Origin of the sequence: Flavobacterium notoginsengisoli, assembly GCF_014207905.1 — a bacterium.
Lineage (GTDB): Bacteria > Bacteroidota > Bacteroidia > Flavobacteriales > Flavobacteriaceae > Flavobacterium > Flavobacterium notoginsengisoli_A.
On the sequence record NZ_JACHLB010000007.1, the window covers coordinates 48,155 to 65,967 of the forward strand.

Sequence of the window (17,813 nt, forward strand, 5' to 3'; positions counted from 1 at the left end):
GACAAAACTTCAAAATCAAAAAAGCAAAAAAAAGAGAGTATCGTGTTCTGATACTCTCTAGCGCCGAAATTTAACATTTTAGCATTATCTTCTTCCTCTTCCATGATCATGATCATCGTGGTGATGGTGGTCATCATGTCTATCGTGGTGTTTATCATGTTTGTCATAACGTTTGTAGTCTCTACGCTCACTATAACCATATACAGGTCTTGGTTTGTATGGTCTTTGAGGTGCTCCATGATATCCTTTATAATATTTTACTCTATGACGATCGAAGTAAACATAAGGGGTTCTTCCGTGATAGTCTGTTAAAACTACTTTGTAACCACCATACAAATCGTAGTTTCTATATTGTCTTGGTAAATAAGTTGTTCTAACCCATTTTCCTCCTCCAAAATAAATAAACTGCGAAGCTCTTACGTCATAATAGGCTTCAATATCTGGTAAGTAATAATATTCCATTTGAGAATATCCTGCAGGTCCCCAAGCTGGTGGAGTTCCTATGTTAACGTTAATCGATACTTGGGCTTGCGTGGCATTTGCAACCATTAGAAATAATCCGGCGATTGCTAATTTTATCGTTTTCATCTTTTTTTAATTTTTAATGTTAATCTTGTTTAGGGATATTCATATACTGTGCCAAAAAAAATAAATATGCATTTTGTCGAGTAAAAAATGCATTTCGTCGAATATTTTTTTGATTTGTTTAACGCTTAATTTGTTGATTTTAAGCATTTTTATTAAAGATGAGAATTTTAAAAAAAAAATTATCTATAATCAACAACTCGAGGTTTATTTAGCTCAAAACTTTGCATTCTGTAATCTGTAGTCTCAAAAGTATTTGTCTTAAATACATTATCTCCTTGTTGCGGAATGCTCGGATAATAAGAAATTGAAAGCTGAAAAGAACTAAAAACCAAATAGTCATTGCTTACTAATAAACCTAAAGTAATTTTAGAATAGGGTTTACTTTTTGTCATAGCAACTTCTGGGCTTCCTAAAACAGCAATTGCGTAATTAAAAAATGGATTTAAACGAAATCCTAATAAAGAATGCGGAGAATACGTTTGCGTTTGAAGAGATAAAACTGCTTTGCTAGTTCCGTATAACGCAGTATTAAAACCTGCTAAGCCATTTTGTTCGTTAATATTAAGCTGATCCCCAATGACATCATCACGATTTATACCGACTACAACTTTCGGATTTACGAATTGTCTCAATTTCCAATTTCCGATGCTATATAATTTGGTGAAATAATTCGATTCAAATAAAAATGCCGTTTGGTAGGTTTTCGATTGATGAAAGTAGGTTCCTGCTTCAAAATTCATACTTAAAAAACCTAAACGGTAATAATTTCCAAAAGAGAACTGCGCACCTACATAAGGCCGCCAAAAAGTGTTTTTATATTGATATCCAAAAGTAAGTCCATAAATTCTTCCTATCGGAACGTCTTCGGTCTGACCATTTCTAAAAATGTATCGGTCTTGAATAAATTTTCTGGTATTCAATCCAACACCGCTTAAGATGAGTTTTTCATCCGAATAAAAATGATCAGGATCATAAACTTCTGTAGGTGATTCGGTGAAATTTTTATTCAGAAATCGGCCAGTTACAACAAGATTGGTAATTGCTTCATGAGAGTCTTCGAACATTTTAAAAGCGCGTCCAGCCCATAAATCTTGAGATTTATATTTTACTGGCTGAAAAGCATAAGTAAGATCTGGAGCTTGAAGCGTATCTCTTCTATAATATTCATCAACATAAACACCGCCTGCCCATTTCGTTAAAGGAGAATAGAAATCACGTTCTACATTTATACTTTTGATATAATTATTGTCTAAATCCATTTTATAATGAAGCACTGTACCGATATAAGTGTTTTTTATATTAGGCACAGTATAAGTGGCTTCATTTGCATTTCTGCCATCGTCAAAACGATTTGTAAAACGGTATTCAAGCTGTTGCCCAGAGCCAAAGAAATCTTTTTCTTTAAAACCAATAGAAACCTGATTACTAGAAATAGAAAACCTCGGAATTGTACTCCAAGAATCTAAAACACGGATAGTAACATCTACAGAATCTGATGCAGCGCCTACAGTCTGGTTAGAAATGCGTACAGCCGTAACATAACGTTGCGCACGAATCAAACGTTCAGATTCCAGAATTTTATAAGTATCATAAGGTGTGTTCTTTTTAAAAAGCAATAAATTGTAAATCGCTATTTTTTTTGTTTTTAAATGAAGTCTGTTTCCCGTTCTTTCTCCCCAGTTTTTAGGCATTTGTGTGGTGTCAGCAACTGAATAGCCAAAGGGATCTAGCGTAATAATGTTTATTTTACGAATAATTTTTCCGTCATAAAGAGTTGAATCTATTGGTACAAGCAATTCTTCTTTTTTCTTTGGTTTTTTTGACCTGAAAAACATTTTATGTATCGTCTGCGTAAACTTATTTTTTTTAGAATAGTTTCGAATACGATTGTAAATTTCGGTAGTATCTTTTTTTTCAGAATCTTTTCTGGTCTTACTTATCTGAGCGTATCCTCCTTGTAAACACAAGCACAATAAAATAAGAAACAATATTTTTTTGTTTAAAGACATTAGGATAGTTATTCTGCAGATAGTTTTATTTTTTATGAATATAAGAAATTCTAAAGTGACTTTTAAGATTCCTTTTGTTTAATTTTCGGTTGACACATTTTTTGTTCTCCATCTAAATTTTCTCGGAACATGATTGCCCATTAAATAGCCCCAAGGTGCGAGAGATTCAATTCTGTCAAATATAATTTTTAAGATTGCCAATAGCGGAATAGCTAAAAACATTCCGGCAATTCCCGCCGCGGCGCCTCCAACAATAATTCCCATAATAGATACGAAAGCATTTATCTCAACTTTAGAATTTATAATTAGCGGCACAAGAAGATTATTATCAATAAATTGAACAATTATGTTGACAATAAGAATTCCTAGAATCATAGAAAATTCTGCAGATCCAGTTAATGAGGCTAAAACAGTAATAATTCCAGCAACTAGAATTCCGATGTACGGAATTAAATTTAAAATTCCAGTTATCAATCCCAATAAAATAAAGTATTTGATTCCTATAATCCATAATCCTAAACTTGTCAAAACAGAAACAACTATCATTTCGATAATTAAACTAACGATATAATTGTTTATGGAAACTTTAATTTGAGAAAGAATATCTACTAAAACGGGATGATTTTCTTTGCGAACTAGTTTCGCTAAAAATAGTTTAAAATGTTCTTTATAGATTAAGAATAGAAAAGTGTAAATAATAATTATAGTGCTGTCTAAAAGAACATCGCTTATCGAAATAATGAATGAGCCTAATTTTGCCTGACCAGTTTTTACTGAATCTTTGGTCATATTATCCAAATATTTCTTTTGATCGCCAATGCTAATCTGAAAATTCTCTCTAATAAATTTATGTATATCAATTATAAACGAATTAGCATTCTTCTTTATAGTTTCGAAATCATTTGCCATATTCGTAACTTGATAAGATATAAAAACCAAAATACCGATTATAATCGATAGAAAAATTAATAGACATATAATTCCTGCAAGATGTCGAGGAAACTTTAATTTCGTGTTTAAAAAAGTAAAAATGGGCAACAATAATACTGCAAACAAAAATGCCAGCAAGACTGGTGTCAAAATATCTTTTCCGGTACAAAATATAAATGCAAAACAAATTAAGGTAACAAGAATAAATGCAAGTTTTGCATAAAAAGGTAAAGTAATAGGTCGAGTCATTTTTAATGAGGTTTAGCTAGATTTATTAAACAAATATTACACTTTATTTGCCATTTTATGTTCTAGCTTTTTTGCCTGCACTTATAAAATTCCCATTCTATATTTTAGTCAAAAAACTCTCTTTCCTCGTATTTAGCTGGTATTATAGAAATTCCTTTTTGAAGCAATAAGTTGTTAGGGAAAATTATTTTTTCTCCTTCTTTCGTTTTTAAGCTAACATGAAAAGTATTGATGTCCTCAATTTCAGCTTCAATAGGAAAATCTTTATCATGTATTTTAATAGTATCTCCAATTCTAAAAGGAAAAGAGAAGAATAAAATCATTCCAGAAGTAACATTGCTCAAAATTGACCACTGCGCAAACATAGCAACTCCAATAACGGTTGCAATAGAAGAAATAGTAAAGAAAATATCCTCAGTTTGTACACCCCAAATGACTATTAGACTTGTTGCCACCAAAATATTCATCAAAATATTGATGTATTTAATGACTAGGTTGGTACGATGTTCAAATAATTGACTTGTCGCTGCAAAACGTCTTATTAGATTGGCTATTACTACTCGAAGTACTATAAGTACAACAATAAGAATTACAGTGGCTAATATTTCGCGGCTATACTCTTTAAAAGAAAACATAAATAAAATTTTTACACTAATGTAGTCAAAAATTCGTAGACTTTTGCAGTCGGAAGTCCCATAACGTTGGTGTAAGAGCCTTCAACTTTTGCAACTGCCATAAAACCAAACCATTCCTGAATACCGTAAGCTCCAGCTTTATCGTAAGGTTTATAATTTTCTATGTAGTATAAAATAGCTTCGTCTGACAAGTCATTAAAAGTTACTTTGGTAATGTCATGCAATAGAGTAGAAGAGTCAGCTGTTTTAAAACAAACAGAAGTAATTACCTCATGAGTTGCATTCGACATTGATTTTATCATTGTAAAGGCTTCTTCGGCGTTTTTTGGTTTTCCTAAAGCCTTATTTTGATGCCATACAATAGTATCACTTGTTACTAAAATTTCATTTTCTTTTAGTTCGCCTTCAAATGCTTTTGCTTTAAGTTCGGCAAGATAATCTGTAATTTCGGTAGCCTTTAATTCAGGCGGATAAATTTCTTCAATATCTTTTAGACGAATTTCAAAATCAAGATCTAAATCCTTAAAAAACTGCTGTCTTCTAGGAGAACCTGAAGCTAAAATGATTTTATATTTTTTTAGTTTTTCTTTAAGCATTGTATTTGATATTTAAGGCAATAACCAAAATTGATAAAATTCCAAAGAACAAAATAAGCTTCAATATCGTGCTCAAATGATGAAAATCTTTCTGAGATTTGGCACTGAAAATTTTTACAATAAAATATAACAAAGGCGCTAAAACAGTAGCAAAAGCATAGAATATTACAATATAAAGCTTGTTTTGCATGAAATAAGTATTACTGTAAAGTGCCGAAAGTATAAAAGCAATTACAGCAAATCCTAAAGCGATTTTTGCGGCTCTATTAACTCCAATCGCAATCGGTAAAGTATTCATTCCTTGATTGTAATCTCCATTTACATCTTCTATATCTTTAACAATTTCACGTATAAAATTAATCATAAAAGCAAACAACGCATAGTCGGTTAGAATTGAAAAAAGACTTGCCATTTGCGCTTGATTTTCCGCAGTTGTAACTGGAAAAAGATCAAAAACTCCAATAATTAATACGCTTACAGCAAGAAGTGCAGCAACCACAACATTACCTAAAATCATAATTTGCTTTAAACTTGTAGCGTAGAAATAGAGCAGAGAAGCAATCAAGATAAAAAGTGAAGCAAAAGTCGGTTTATGAATTATGTTAGAAAGCAAAAAACCGATTCCAACGCCAGATACATTTAATGCTATATAAATATTGAAAGCAGCAGTTTCACTTATACCTTTGCCAACAACTACATCGTTTGGCTTATTAATACTGTCGGTTGCAACATCATAAATGTTATTAATTGTATAACCAGCTGCTGCAAGTAAGACTGTACTTAAAACCAATAATCCGTATTGCCAGTCTGATAAAGCTAATGGAATATCTTGCTGTTTTAAAAAGGCATAAAGAAAAAGAAGCTGCATAAAAGCAAGCATCAAAAGATTTTGGTAACGAATAAGCTTTAGGAATTTCATTTTTTTAAAGTTACAAAGGTTCTGAGGAACTAAGGTTCAAAGGTTTTTTACTAACTGAAAACTGTCACTGTGACTGAAAACTTTAATCGTGTTTTCCGTTAAAATACTCCATCCATTTTCCCTGCACTTTCATGACTTGTTCGATAACATCTCTTACTGCGCCTCGTCCGCCTTTTACATGTGAAATGTAGCGACAGATATTTTTAATTTCAGGACTTGCGTCTTGCGGACAAGTCGGAAGTCCAACTAATTTCATAACATGAAAATCGGGAATATCATCTCCCATATAAAGGACATTTTCGCGCTTAATGCTATTTGCGTCAGCATATTCTTTTAAAGTTTTTACTTTATCAGGAGTTCCCAAATGAATGTCGTTTACACCTAAATTACGTAAACGAATACGAACTCCTTCATTACTTCCGCCAGAAATAATACATACATTATAGCCACTTTCGATTGCAGCTTTTATAGCATAACCATCACGAATATTCATTGTTCTTAACATTTCGCCTTCGTTGGTTACAAAAACAGAACCGTCTGTAAGTACGCCGTCTACATCAAAAACAAATGTTGTGATGTCATTCATTATTTCTTTATAACTTTTTGCCATTATGCTGTATAGATTGTGTTAGAATTTTATAGATATTTTTTTTGTTTTCGTCTTGTAAAAAAGCCAAATGTGCTTCGGTAGTATTCGAATCATGGCGTTTAGCTGGACCTGTTTGCGCATCAACAGGATCTAAAGTATTTATTTTGTCTGCTGTTTCTTGAATTAAAGGTCTTAAAATAGCAAAAGGAAGCTGGTTTTCTTCGCAGATTTCCTGTCCTAAATGGTATAAATGGTTCGTGAAATTATTCACAAAAACAGCTGCTACGTGCAATGCTTTACGCTGTTCGGAACTTATCGAATAAACTGCTGTAGAAATACTTTTGGCAACCGTTTCAAGAAGTTTGAAATCGGCCGTATTCTCAGCTTCTAAACAGAAAGGAATTATTGAAAAGTCTACTTCTTTTGTTTTAGAAAATGTCTGAAGCGGATAAAAAACACCACGACGATTTTTTTCATTTAAAAGTTCAATTGAAGACGTTCCTGATGTATGAACCACAAGTTGATTGTTAAAAGGAAGCTGTTCTGAAACTTCGCTAATAGCATTATCAGAAACTGCAATTATATGCAAATCAGCTGTTTGTAAATGGTTGTAATCATCAATAATTTTTTCAAACTCAATTAAATGATGTAGAGCTTCTTTCTTTCTAGAAAAAACCTGCTTTATCTCAATAATTTTGCTGGCGCTAAAAGCCTTTATTAGATGCTGTGCAACATTGCCAGAACCAATTATAGTTATCTGAATCATAAGAGCAAAATTAGTATTATTTTTTTAATGCAAAGAGCCTGCAAAGTATTCATAATGGATTTTCGAGACTTTTATTGCCGTTTAAACTGTATCTTTTTCATTTTTTGATTTATTACGATTTCAATAAAAAATTAAGAGAGTGAAAAAAGCTTTTGTTTTTGTAAGTTTTAACTTTCTATATTGTCAATTTGTTTGAAATTTAAGCCTTATTTTTAGTTTTTATTAACAAAACTCCGAGTCTGCAAATCAACATTTTTAAGTACTTTTGTGCCACTTTTATACAATGTAATTCCTAAGAAATGGATAAAAAAATATTCTCTTTTTTGTTTTCTACACGATTAATGGCCGTTCTTTTTTTAACATTCGCAATTGCAATGGGTGTTGGAACTTTTATCGAAAGTAAATACAACACCGATACAGCCAGAATACTAATTTACAATACTTGGTGGTTTGAAGCGATAATGGCCATCTTTATGCTTAATTTCTTCGGGAATATAAAGCGTTACCAACTTCATAAAAAAGAAAAATCGGCAACACTTTTATTACATATTGCCTTTGTTTTTATCCTTTTAGGAGCTTTCATTACTAGATATATCAGTTACGAAGGAATGATGCCAATTCGCGAAGGCGCGGCAGAAAACCAAATCTATTCAGATAAAACATTTTTAACAATTTTTGTTGATGGCGAGTACAAAGGCGAAATGAAACGAAGAGTTTTCGAAAAAAGCCTTTTGCTTTCTCCTGTAACTAATAATGATTTCACTGTTTCAGGAAAATTTGATGAAACACCTTTTGAAGTTACGTACTCGAAATACATTATGGGTGCGAAAGAAGTTGTTAAGCCAGATACAAACGGAACTTTATACTTAAAATTAGTTGAAGCAGGAGCAGGCGGACGTGAGGAGCATTACCTGAAAGAAGGTGAAGTACAAAACATTCATAATGTTTTATTTGCTTTAAATAAGCAAACTGACGGTGCAATCAACATCAACACAAAAGGTGAAAAATATACCATTCAAACTCCATTTGAAGGAGAGTTTATGCGAATGGCAGATCAATTAAAAGGAAAAGTAACTAAAGATGATGTTCAGCCTTTAATGATGCGTTCTTTGTATAGTATTGGTGATATTAGAATTGTTTTTCCGGACCCGCCAATGAAAGGGAAAGTTGATTATGAATCTAATAATGATTTTAAAGCAAAATCTCATTCAGATGCTTTAGTGGTAAAAGTTAAAGCTGAAGGTCAGGAAAAAGAAGTTATGCTTATGGGCTCTAAAGGACAAGTTGGAGAACCAAAAACTGTAAAAATTGGCAATATAGAATATTCTTTATTCTATGGAAGTAAAGCCTATGTTTTACCGTTTAAAATTAGATTAAATGATTTTATTGCCGACAAATATCCTGGAACAGAAAAAAGTTATTCTGCTTTTAAAAGTAAAGTAACCGTTCAAGATTCTACAGAAACTTTTGATGCCGATATTTTTATGAATCACGTTTTGGATTATAAAGGATATCGATTCTTTCAATCTTCATTCGATCCAGACGAAAAAGGAACTGTTCTTTCTGTAAACCACGATTTCTGGGGAACAAATATTACTTATTTAGGATATTTTCTACTTTACATTGGTTTAATGGCAATTATGTTTACAAAAAATTCTCGTTTTGGAGATTTGAAAAAGAAACTAGAAAGCGTTAAAAAGAAAAAAGAAAAATTAATTACTATTTTAATTTTACTAATTAGTTTAAACGGTTTTGCTCAACAAACACCACATGTTCATTCGCACGATCACGATCATGTGCATTCAACAGATCCAAACGATCACGCAAATCATGTTACGGCACCGCCAAGCAAAAAACAATTAGATTCACTATTAAACATTTATAAAGCTCCAGAAGCGCATGCAGCTAAATTCGGTCGTTTGATTATTCAAGATGCTGGGGGAAGAATGAAGCCAATTAACACTTTTTCTTCTGAATTGCTTCGTAAAGTAAGTCACAGTGATAAATATAATGAGATGAATTCTGATCAGGTATTTTTATCTATGACGCAATACGCTCAGGTTTGGATTCAAGTTCCTATTATTTATATCAATACAAAGAATGACAGTATCCGTAAAATCATTGGTATCGATTCAAAAGATAAATTTGCACCGTTTGTAAAATTCTTTGATGAGCAAGGAAATTATAAATTATCTCCTTATTTAGATGCTGCTTATAAAGCTGCAAATCCAAATAGTTTTGAGAAAGATTTTATCGAAACTGACAAAAAAGTAAACTTAATGGAGTCTGCTTTAAGCGGTCGTATTTTAAAAATATTTCCTGTACCAAACGATCCTGGAAACAAATGGGTTTCTTACTTAGAACGTGATAACGCAGGTTTTAAAGGAATGGATTCTACTTATGTAAAACAAATTCTTCCTTTATATTTTAGCGCTTTAAATAACGGTTCTATTGCCAAGAATTTTGATACAGCAGATAATTTAGTAGAAAGTATCAATGGGTTTCAAAAGAAATTTGGAGCAAAAGTAAGACCAAGCGAGAAGAAAATTGATGCTGAGATTGCTTATAACAAATATGACGTTTTACAGAAATTGCCTTATTGGTATATTACTGCGTCAATCTTTATGCTAGCTTTTATCATTGTTAATATTTTCTTTGAAAAAAGATGGCTTAGAATTACAATTAATGGTTTCCATATCATTGTTGGATTATTATTCGCGATTCACACCTTAGCTTTAATAGCACGTTGGTATATTTCGGGGCACGCTCCTTGGAGTAATGCTTACGAATCTATTGTTTATGTGGCTTGGTCAACTATGTTCTTCGGATTGGCTTTTGACAGAAAATCAAAATTAACTGTTGCTTCATCTGCTTTCGTTACAGCAATGATTTTAATGGCAGCATACTTAAACTGGATTGATCCAGAAATTGCAAACTTACAGCCAGTTCTTAATTCTTATTGGTTAATGATTCACGTTGCGGTAATTGTAGGTAGTTATGGTCCAACGGCATTAGGAATGATTTTAGGATTTGTATCATTATTATTGATTTTGTTTACAACTGAGAAAAACAAAGCCAAAATGGAGTTAAACATTAAAGAGATAACATACATCAACGAAATGTCTTTAACTATCGGTTTAATCATGTTGACAATTGGAAACTTTCTTGGAGGACAATGGGCAAACGAAAGCTGGGGACGTTACTGGGGTTGGGATCCAAAAGAAACTTGGGCTTTAATCTCTATTATGATTTACGCATTTGTTATTCACGCTCGTTTTGTTCCTGCTTTGAGAGGAAAATGGTTCTTTAACTTAATGAGTATGTATGCCTTTGTTTCAATCTTGTTTACGTATTACGGAGTAAACTTCCATTTGGTTGGTTTGCATTCATACGCAAGCGGAGAAGCGCATTCATTAAATTGGATTTACTATTGTTTAATTACAATTTCTTTAATTGGAGCTGTAACTTATCCAAAATATAGAAAGTATTATAAAACGAAAAAAGTAAAAAAATAAGCCTCAAAAATTAATTATTGATTCGTATAGAAAAAGCTCAGTTTAATTCTGAGCTTTTTTTGTGTTTTATTAGAATGAAAAAACTTCAACGACCGAAATATTAGGTTTAAAATACGTCGCTCCGCTGGAGCTTTATTTTGTATAGCTTTGCTTTCTATAAATATTTAGCTTCTCCGAAGCTTAGCAAAAAAAGCTATTTAAAGAAAAACTCCTAAGATTGTATAAATTTTTATAAAAATTATTTTATTTATCAGGACCCCAGCGGGGTCAAATATTTATAGAATTTTAATAATACGAATATAAAAAGCTCCAGCGGAGCGACATTTTTTTTTATGTAATTTATCTCGCTCCGCTGAAGTTTTATATTGTAACCGCATATTTCTGTCAATAATATTTGGCTTCTCCGAAGCTAAAAAAAAGGAGCTATTTAATAATAGCTCCTTTTTAAATTTATGCAAAATTAAATTTTAAACTTTTCCTAAAGTATAAAGTTGCTCCATTGTTGGTGTTGGACTTCCTCCAGCAGGTTCTAGTGTAATTCCAAAAGCTTCGGCAGAATCTGTTTGGCTTACAGCAAAGATTTTTTGCGAGTTAGATTCAAAATTATCCAATAAACCAATACTAGTAGGAGTAAGAACTGGACTCAATTTAAGAGACCAAACTTGGTAAACCATTCCTTTTGGAGGCGTTGGTAAACCAGCGGCATCTATATAAGTTGTTTTGGTTTCTTGATTCCAGTATACTTTTGCAAAAGATTTTGGAGAAACTGCTTGTCCGCCAAGAGTTACACCAGTGTTTTTAATATCTCTTACAATATTTAAGCTTTTCTTAATTTCTTTATTTTCCTGACCTAAATAAGCATAATCTCTTTGGATTTTATTTTTCTCATTTCCAACAGTAGAGATAGCTTCTTTTGTTTTTGTCAGTTCCATAGTTTGATAGCCTAAACCTAACAATAATAACACTGCAGCTGCCCAACCCACATATTGCGACCATTTTGTGGTAGGTTTCATGTCTACTACTTTGCCATGTTTAAGTTCTAAGCGAGCTTTTATTTTCTCAAAGTTTTCTACAGAGTGGAAAGGAGAGAAGCTTGAAGATAAGGCAATTATGGCTTTTTCTATCGAAATAATCTCTTCATCTACATTTGTATTATTTTTTGCTAGCTCAGCAATTTCTATGTTTTCTTTCTCACTTAGTAAGCCGTAAACATACAGCTCTAATATACCTGATTCTATATATTCTTGTGCTTCCATTATATTTTCAAATAATTACGTAAATCGTTAATACAGTTTCTGTTTTGTGTTTTGATAGTTCCCAGTGGCACGGCCAATTCTTCTGAAGCTTCTTGTTGGGTATATCCTTTAAAGAATAACAAATTAATTATTTCAATACATTTTGGTTTTAGTTTCTTTACGAATTCCTGAATTCCAATTGCATCGAGTTTGTGACTTAATTTATTGCTCTCATCTAACAGATTTACGAAATTATCTGAGGAAAGGTTTTTTTGACTGTTATTATAATTTTTAGAACGGAGTTTATCGATCGAAGTATTTCGAGCAATATTAAGGATCCAAGTGTAAAATCGGCCTTTGCTTTCGTTATAAGAATCGATGTTCTTCCAGATTTTTACAAAAACATCTTGCAGGACATCTTCTGCTTCTTCTCGATTTTTGATTAAGACATGAATGACTGAAAACAAACTTTTTGAATACATATCGTATAAATGTGTAAAAGCTTTTTCGTCCTTTTTGTAAATTAAAACTAACAATTCTTCTTGACTCATAGATTTGGATTTTTAAGTTTAAACATTAATAGCTAGACGTTATTAGGTAACCTGTTATAAAGATAAATTATTTTTTTTTTATTTTTTTTATTTTTTTTTGTAGTCCAAACCCTAGGAAAATCAAGGGGTTAAAAAAAAATGTGATTTTTTTTACATTTTTTTAAAACCAAAAACAATCCAATTACGTAAATGTATTTATAAACGTGAGAAACATCTTAAGAAATTAAAAGATGCTAATTAAATAATAAAACTGTTGTTGAATCCAATTTTAAAAACAGAATTATGGATAGCAAAATAATTAAAATAGTTATAGTTGGTTTGACGACAGTTTTGGCATTGTGCACAATTTCAAAAAATGACTTTTTGAAAGTTATTGCTCAAAATCAATGTATTATCTATAAGACATAACAATTGATGAATCTTTTGAAAATATTTGTTTTGCTCGTTTTTATTCTTCTGTTTATTTCAATCTATAAGCAGTAAAACTTAAAAATACGTTCTGAAAAAATGATTAGTAATTTTTAATAGTTGATGTTCTCGGACTTCCAGACCGAATATTTTTTTAATATGTCACAACAATTATAAAGAGTTTAGATTAGATACAAGCCATTTGAAAATATTTTGAATCATGTGTGACATTTAGGGGTTAAAAAGATTTTCACATAACCGAGGCATCAACTTTTTAAAAACAAAATACATTATATAAAAGATTGCATAATAATTAATTCATGGTTTGATTTGTTTGTATGGGGGGAAGCCTAACGTCTGATTAACGTTAGGCTTCATTTTTTTTAACTTTTGATTGGCAAAATTTAAAGGAATAAAATAGTTTTAATGAAATGTATTTTAGCTAATTTTATAAAAAATTATCAGATGAAAAAAATACTATTTATACTATTTGGAGCAGCAGCTTTGTTTACGACAGGCACAAATGCCCAAACAAGTAAGAACAAATTATCTAAAATAGATAAAACCATGGCAAAAGAAACAATTTATCAATTTAAAGTAGAGGATTTATCAGGAGATACTTTTGACTTCGCATCTTTGAAGGGCAAAAAAATCATGATTGTAAATACGGCTTCAAAATGTGGTTTAACACCTCAGTATAAAGATTTAGAAGCTATTTACAAGCAGTATAAAGATAAAGGTTTTGTAATTGTTGGTTTTCCAGCAAACAATTTTGCATCTCAAGAACCTGGAACAGCTAAAGAAATTGAATCTTTCTGCCAACAAAATTACGGCGTGACTTTCCCAATGATGAACAAAGTTTCTGTAAAAGGAAGCGATATGTGTGAAGTTTATAAATTCCTAACAGAAAAATCTAAAAATGGTTTGCAAGATTCTGAAGTTGAATGGAATTTTCAAAAATATTTAATCAACGAAAAAGGAGAATTGGTTAAAGTGATTAAACCGAAAACTTTACCAACAGATCCAGAAATTATAAATTGGATTAAAAGTTAAACTGTAACTATCTAAACCCGAAAAATCCACAAATTTGATTATTCAAGTTTGTGGATTTTTTTTTGAGGCTCAAAGAGGCAAAGTGACAAAGTTGCAAAGTTTTTTAAAATTTATCCTTGCGAACTTTCGCGTAAATCATTGCGGTCTTTACGGTTAATTTATACCAAAATTAACTGCATAAAAACCAAATCTAGCCAATGATCAAATTTGTATCCAACTTCACGAATTGTTCCGGTTGCAACAAAACCAAATTTTTCATGAAAAGCAATACTTCCCGCATTATCGGCGTCAATAGCGCCAATCATAACATGATAACCTTGTTCTTTCGCTAGACGAATTAATTCAGTTAAAAGTTTAGAACCAATTCCTTTTCCAATAATATTATCTACCACATAAACAGAATGCTCAACAGTGTATTGATACCCAATTTTTTCGCGAAACTGACCATAACTTCCAAAACCAACTACTTCACCATCTAAATCTGCAACGACAATCGGAAGATTTTTAGCTGTTTTATCTTCAAACCATTTTTTTTGAACTTCTAAAGTCTGGATTTCGTAGCTGTAATTGGCAGTTGTATGCAAAATGGAGTGATTTACAATTTCTAATATTTTTTGCAAATCGTTTTCAGTTGCTGGTCTTAAAATAATGCTCATTGGTAATTATTATATTATTTTTTGTTTAGTTCTGTTAGTAGAATATCGATTTCTTTAGAATCCCAACCCATTTCTTTTGCAATGGCTTTGGCATTTTTAGCATATTCTAAAGCTTTCTTTTTATCTTTTATTTTGTTGTAAAGTTTAGCTTCTAGTAAATTTCCGTCGTAAGAGTCATTTAATTCTAAAGAATGATTGACCCAAAAAATAGCTTTTTTAAGACTTTCAGTGTCATTAATATGTTTGAAATATGTATTTCCAATCTCTTTTAAGAAACTAGCATCATTCCAAACCAATTTTTGAGTGTCTTCAAGAGTCACTTTTTTATAAAAATCCCATTTTTCGGTTCTTTCAGCCAAAGTTAAATCATATTTAAAAACTAAAGAATCTGTTTTCTGTAAACGAATCGATTTGGCAACTTCCCTTTGTTTATAATAATTTATAGTATCTAAATTGTCAACCAATGGGCGAAGTAATTCATTTACAATATTTTCAATCTTTTTGTCAATTCTATTTTGAGATGCAACAGCAGCAAATTCTTTTTGATGCTGTAAAACAAATTGAAATTCTCTCGATTTTATATCTGTCACACCATTTGCAATAACTCTCCAGTTTAATTCGCTAATTAACTGTTTATCAGACTGCGTATTTAGGTAAATATGCGTAGCTGGAGATAATTCTGTTCTGTCTTTTCCTTTTTTTAAAGTATTCAAATAAGTAAAGAATTTGTCCGAATTACTCGGATCTGCCATAAATTCTTTTTCTAAATAAGGCAATTGCATTTTTGGATTTAAAGAATATTGAAGCTCATTTAAAAAATCTGCTTTTTTCATTTCTCCTTTCAAAGCATAAATCAAATTTTCGTTCGAATCTAAAAACAAAAAAGTAGGCAACGATTTGGTTTTGAATTTATTCTTTAAAGCAATTCCTTCTTCCTTTTCAATGTTTTTATAAGTGCAGACAAAATTCTTATTTAAAAAATCTTTCACTGCTGAATCACTTAAAACTTCACTTTTCATCAAATTGCAATGCGGACACCAATCAGCATATAGCATCACAAAAAGTGGTTTTGATTCTTTTTTAGCCGTTTCTAAAGCTGTTTTATACGGAATATCAATAGGAACAAATTGATTTTGAGAAATTGCGACTTGAAAAATGATTGTAAAAATGGCTATAAATAAGAAACGCATATCGAGTTGGCTTTTAATAATTATTCGATTTTACAAATATATTTCCTTTTTTGCGAAAGAGCCTTAATATATTCCTAATTATAATTTAAATGAACTGCGAAGTTTGTAACTTTGTAAGCAACAAGAAGAAAATTTAGATTATCAATTTTCTCTCAAAAAAAAGTAATACACGACTAGAATGATTTACCCCAAAATAGCGCTTGCACAAAGCATTATCGAAATTTTATCTGCCAAAGGGATTGTCAATATTATTATTTCTCCAGGATCTAGAAATGCTCCCTTAACTATCGGATTTGCTCAAAATTCTAATTTTAAATGTTATAGCATTGCAGATGAGCGTTGCGCCGCTTTTTTTGCTTTAGGAATTGCACAGCAAACTAAACAGCCAACTGCAATTGTTTGTACTTCTGGATCGGCTTTGCTGAATTATTATCCAGCTTTAGCGGAAGCGTTTTACAGCCAAATTCCTTTAATTGTAATTTCTGCCGATAGACCGCAAAGTAAAATAGATATAGGTGATGGACAAACCATTCGTCAGGAAAATGTTTTTGCAAATCATTCTGTTTTTAATGCTAATTTGACTGAAGATGCCTCAGAGGAAAATGATTTAAAAATCAATTTGGCTATCGAAACTGCGATTCGCTTAAAAGGTCCGGTACATATTAATGCACCTTTTGAAGAGCCTTTGTATGAAACTACAGAAGAGCTTTCTGTAAAACCTAAAATTTGTCATACAGAAGTTGAGAACAGCTTAAAAACAATCGAAAACAGAGAAGAATTTGTTTCAATTTGGAATAATGCAAAGCGAAAGTTAATTTTAGTTGGAGTAAACGAAGCTAATGTAATAGATAGGGAAATTATCGAAAATCTAGCTTCAGATCCTTCAGTTGTTGTATTGACTGAAACAACTTCTAATTTGCATCATCCTAATTTTATTAATTCAATAGATACTTTAATTACTCCATTTGATGATTCTGATTTTACGGCATTTAACCCAGAAGTTTTAGTGACTTTTGGTGGAATGGTAGTTTCAAAAAGAATTAAAGGTTTTTTAAGAAAATACAAACCTAAACAGCATTGGCATATAGATACTTTACGTGCTTATGATACATTTGGAGCATTGACTAAGCATTTTGAAATGAAACCAAATGACTTTTTTAAAGATTTGTTTTCAAAATCATCTTTTGCAGAAAGCGACTATTTCTCAAGCATTGATTCTGTTTACAAAGAAAGATTAGAAAAGAGAAAGGAATATTTAAGTCAAATTAATTTTTCAGATTTTAAAGTTTTTGAAAAAGTAATAGAATCTCTTCCTAAAAATAGCCAGCTTCAGATTAGTAATAGTTCAGCAATTCGTTATGCACAATTAATTGATATAGACGAATCAATTGAAGTTTTCTGTAACCGAGGAACTAGTGGTATTGATGGTAGTACTTCTACAGCTATTGGTGCAGCAGTCGGGAATGAAAAACAAAATGTATTTATTACAGGAGATATTAGTTTTCTATATGATAGCAATGCGCTTTGGAATGCTTATATTCCTAAAAACTTTAAAATTATTCTGGTAAATAATGGAGGAGGAGGGATTTTCAGAATTCTTCCAGGACATGAAGAGAAACCTGTTTTTAATACTTATTTCGAAACTTCTCATCATTTAACTGCTGAACATTTAGCAAAAATGTATAAGATGAATTATTTTGTTTCTAATGATGTTGATTCTCTTGAAAGTGGATTAAAATCGCTTTATGAAACGAATGATGCTCCAGGTATTTTGGAGATTTTTACGCCTACATTGGTTAATGATCAGATTCTAAAACAGTATTTTAAATTTTTGAATTAATTTGAAAGAAAAATATTGTTAAAATTTTGTTTTACTTGTGCCTTTACTCTACATTTGGACTTTAATAAAGACCAAAAAAATGTA

16 protein-coding genes are annotated in these 17,813 nt (G+C 31.2%); 4 read left to right on the top strand and 12 right to left on the bottom strand.

Annotated features, from left to right (window positions below; all coding sequences use genetic code 11):
- Positions 1-84 precede the first annotated feature (84 nt).
- From HNP35_RS19305 to HNP35_RS19315, 3 genes are all read right to left on the bottom strand, one after another.
- Positions 85-588, bottom strand: a complete 504-nt coding sequence (locus HNP35_RS19305; protein WP_184166474.1) for a hypothetical protein — start codon at positions 586-588, stop codon at positions 85-87.
- A gap of 179 nt (positions 589-767) precedes the next feature.
- The gene (locus tag HNP35_RS19310; protein ID WP_317618025.1) at positions 768-2,423 is read right to left on the bottom strand and encodes a hypothetical protein; all 1,656 of its coding nucleotides are present in this window, start codon (positions 2,421-2,423) and stop codon (positions 768-770) included.
- 252 nt (positions 2,424-2,675) lie between these two features.
- Complete coding sequence (locus HNP35_RS19315; protein ID WP_317618026.1) at positions 2,676-3,680, bottom strand: AI-2E family transporter; 1,005 nt, start codon at positions 3,678-3,680, stop codon at positions 2,676-2,678.
- Here HNP35_RS19315 and HNP35_RS23975 point away from each other — a divergent pair.
- The gene (locus HNP35_RS23975; RefSeq protein ID WP_317618027.1) at positions 3,628-3,750 is read left to right on the top strand and encodes a hypothetical protein; all 123 of its coding nucleotides are present in this window, start codon (positions 3,628-3,630) and stop codon (positions 3,748-3,750) included. The genes HNP35_RS19315 and HNP35_RS23975 overlap by 53 nt on opposite strands.
- 130 nt (positions 3,751-3,880) lie before the next feature.
- Here the strand turns inward: HNP35_RS23975 and HNP35_RS19320 are convergent, their stop codons facing one another.
- The 5 genes from HNP35_RS19320 to HNP35_RS19340 all read right to left on the bottom strand — a co-directional run bounded on the left by HNP35_RS19320 (position 3,881) and on the right by HNP35_RS19340 (position 7,281).
- Positions 3,881-4,411: a mechanosensitive ion channel domain-containing protein gene (locus HNP35_RS19320; protein ID WP_184166465.1), complete on the bottom strand. Its 531-nt coding sequence runs from the start codon at positions 4,409-4,411 to the stop codon at positions 3,881-3,883.
- A gap of 11 nt (positions 4,412-4,422) precedes the next feature.
- A complete protein-coding gene (locus tag HNP35_RS19325) occupies positions 4,423-5,007 on the bottom strand; it encodes a Maf-like protein (protein WP_184166462.1) in 585 nt (194 codons plus the stop codon).
- Positions 5,000-5,926: a geranylgeranylglycerol-phosphate geranylgeranyltransferase gene (locus HNP35_RS19330; protein ID WP_184166459.1), complete on the bottom strand. Its 927-nt coding sequence runs from the start codon at positions 5,924-5,926 to the stop codon at positions 5,000-5,002. The genes HNP35_RS19325 and HNP35_RS19330 overlap by 8 nt, the downstream gene beginning before the upstream one ends.
- 82 nt (positions 5,927-6,008) lie before the next feature.
- Positions 6,009-6,536 (bottom strand): KdsC family phosphatase, encoded by a 528-nt coding sequence (locus HNP35_RS19335; protein ID WP_184166456.1) that lies wholly within the window; start codon positions 6,534-6,536, stop codon positions 6,009-6,011.
- The gene (locus HNP35_RS19340; protein ID WP_184166453.1) at positions 6,520-7,281 is read right to left on the bottom strand and encodes a Rossmann-like and DUF2520 domain-containing protein; all 762 of its coding nucleotides are present in this window, start codon (positions 7,279-7,281) and stop codon (positions 6,520-6,522) included. Before HNP35_RS19340 ends, HNP35_RS19335 begins: the two co-directional genes overlap by 17 nt.
- 299 nt (positions 7,282-7,580) lie before the next feature.
- Here HNP35_RS19340 and ccsA point away from each other — a divergent pair, with 299 nt between their 5' ends.
- A complete protein-coding gene (ccsA, locus tag HNP35_RS19345) occupies positions 7,581-10,796 on the top strand; it encodes a cytochrome c biogenesis protein CcsA (protein ID WP_184166450.1) in 3,216 nt (1,071 codons plus the stop codon).
- A 467-nt stretch (positions 10,797-11,263) separates the two neighbouring features.
- Here ccsA and HNP35_RS19350 read toward each other — a convergent pair whose 3' ends face one another.
- Both HNP35_RS19350 and HNP35_RS19355 read right to left on the bottom strand, forming a co-directional pair.
- A complete protein-coding gene (locus HNP35_RS19350) occupies positions 11,264-12,052 on the bottom strand; it encodes an anti-sigma factor (protein WP_184166435.1) in 789 nt (262 codons plus the stop codon).
- Positions 12,052-12,582 (bottom strand): RNA polymerase sigma factor, encoded by a 531-nt coding sequence (locus tag HNP35_RS19355; protein WP_184166433.1) that lies wholly within the window; start codon positions 12,580-12,582, stop codon positions 12,052-12,054. Before HNP35_RS19355 ends, HNP35_RS19350 begins: the two co-directional genes overlap by 1 nt.
- Positions 12,583-13,455: 873 nt before the next feature.
- On the opposite strand from HNP35_RS19355, the gene HNP35_RS19360 reads away from it, so the two are divergent.
- Positions 13,456-14,043 carry a glutathione peroxidase gene (locus HNP35_RS19360; protein WP_184166430.1) on the top strand — a complete coding sequence of 196 codons (588 nt, stop codon included), beginning with the start codon at positions 13,456-13,458 and terminating at the stop codon, positions 14,041-14,043.
- A 158-nt stretch (positions 14,044-14,201) separates the two neighbouring features.
- Here the strand turns inward: HNP35_RS19360 and HNP35_RS19365 are convergent, their stop codons facing one another.
- Together HNP35_RS19365 and HNP35_RS19370 are read right to left on the bottom strand one after the other, a co-directional pair.
- Positions 14,202-14,699, bottom strand: a complete 498-nt coding sequence (locus HNP35_RS19365; RefSeq protein WP_184166427.1) for a GNAT family N-acetyltransferase — start codon at positions 14,697-14,699, stop codon at positions 14,202-14,204.
- 14 nt (positions 14,700-14,713) lie between these two features.
- Positions 14,714-15,889 (bottom strand): thioredoxin family protein, encoded by a 1,176-nt coding sequence (locus HNP35_RS19370; protein ID WP_184166425.1) that lies wholly within the window; start codon positions 15,887-15,889, stop codon positions 14,714-14,716.
- Positions 15,890-16,067: 178 nt separating this feature from the next.
- On the opposite strand from HNP35_RS19370, the gene menD reads away from it, so the two are divergent.
- Positions 16,068-17,729, top strand: coding sequence for a 2-succinyl-5-enolpyruvyl-6-hydroxy-3-cyclohexene-1-carboxylic-acid synthase (gene menD, locus HNP35_RS19375; protein WP_184166421.1), 1,662 nt, complete (start codon positions 16,068-16,070; stop codon positions 17,727-17,729).
- Positions 17,730-17,813 lie beyond the last annotated feature (84 nt).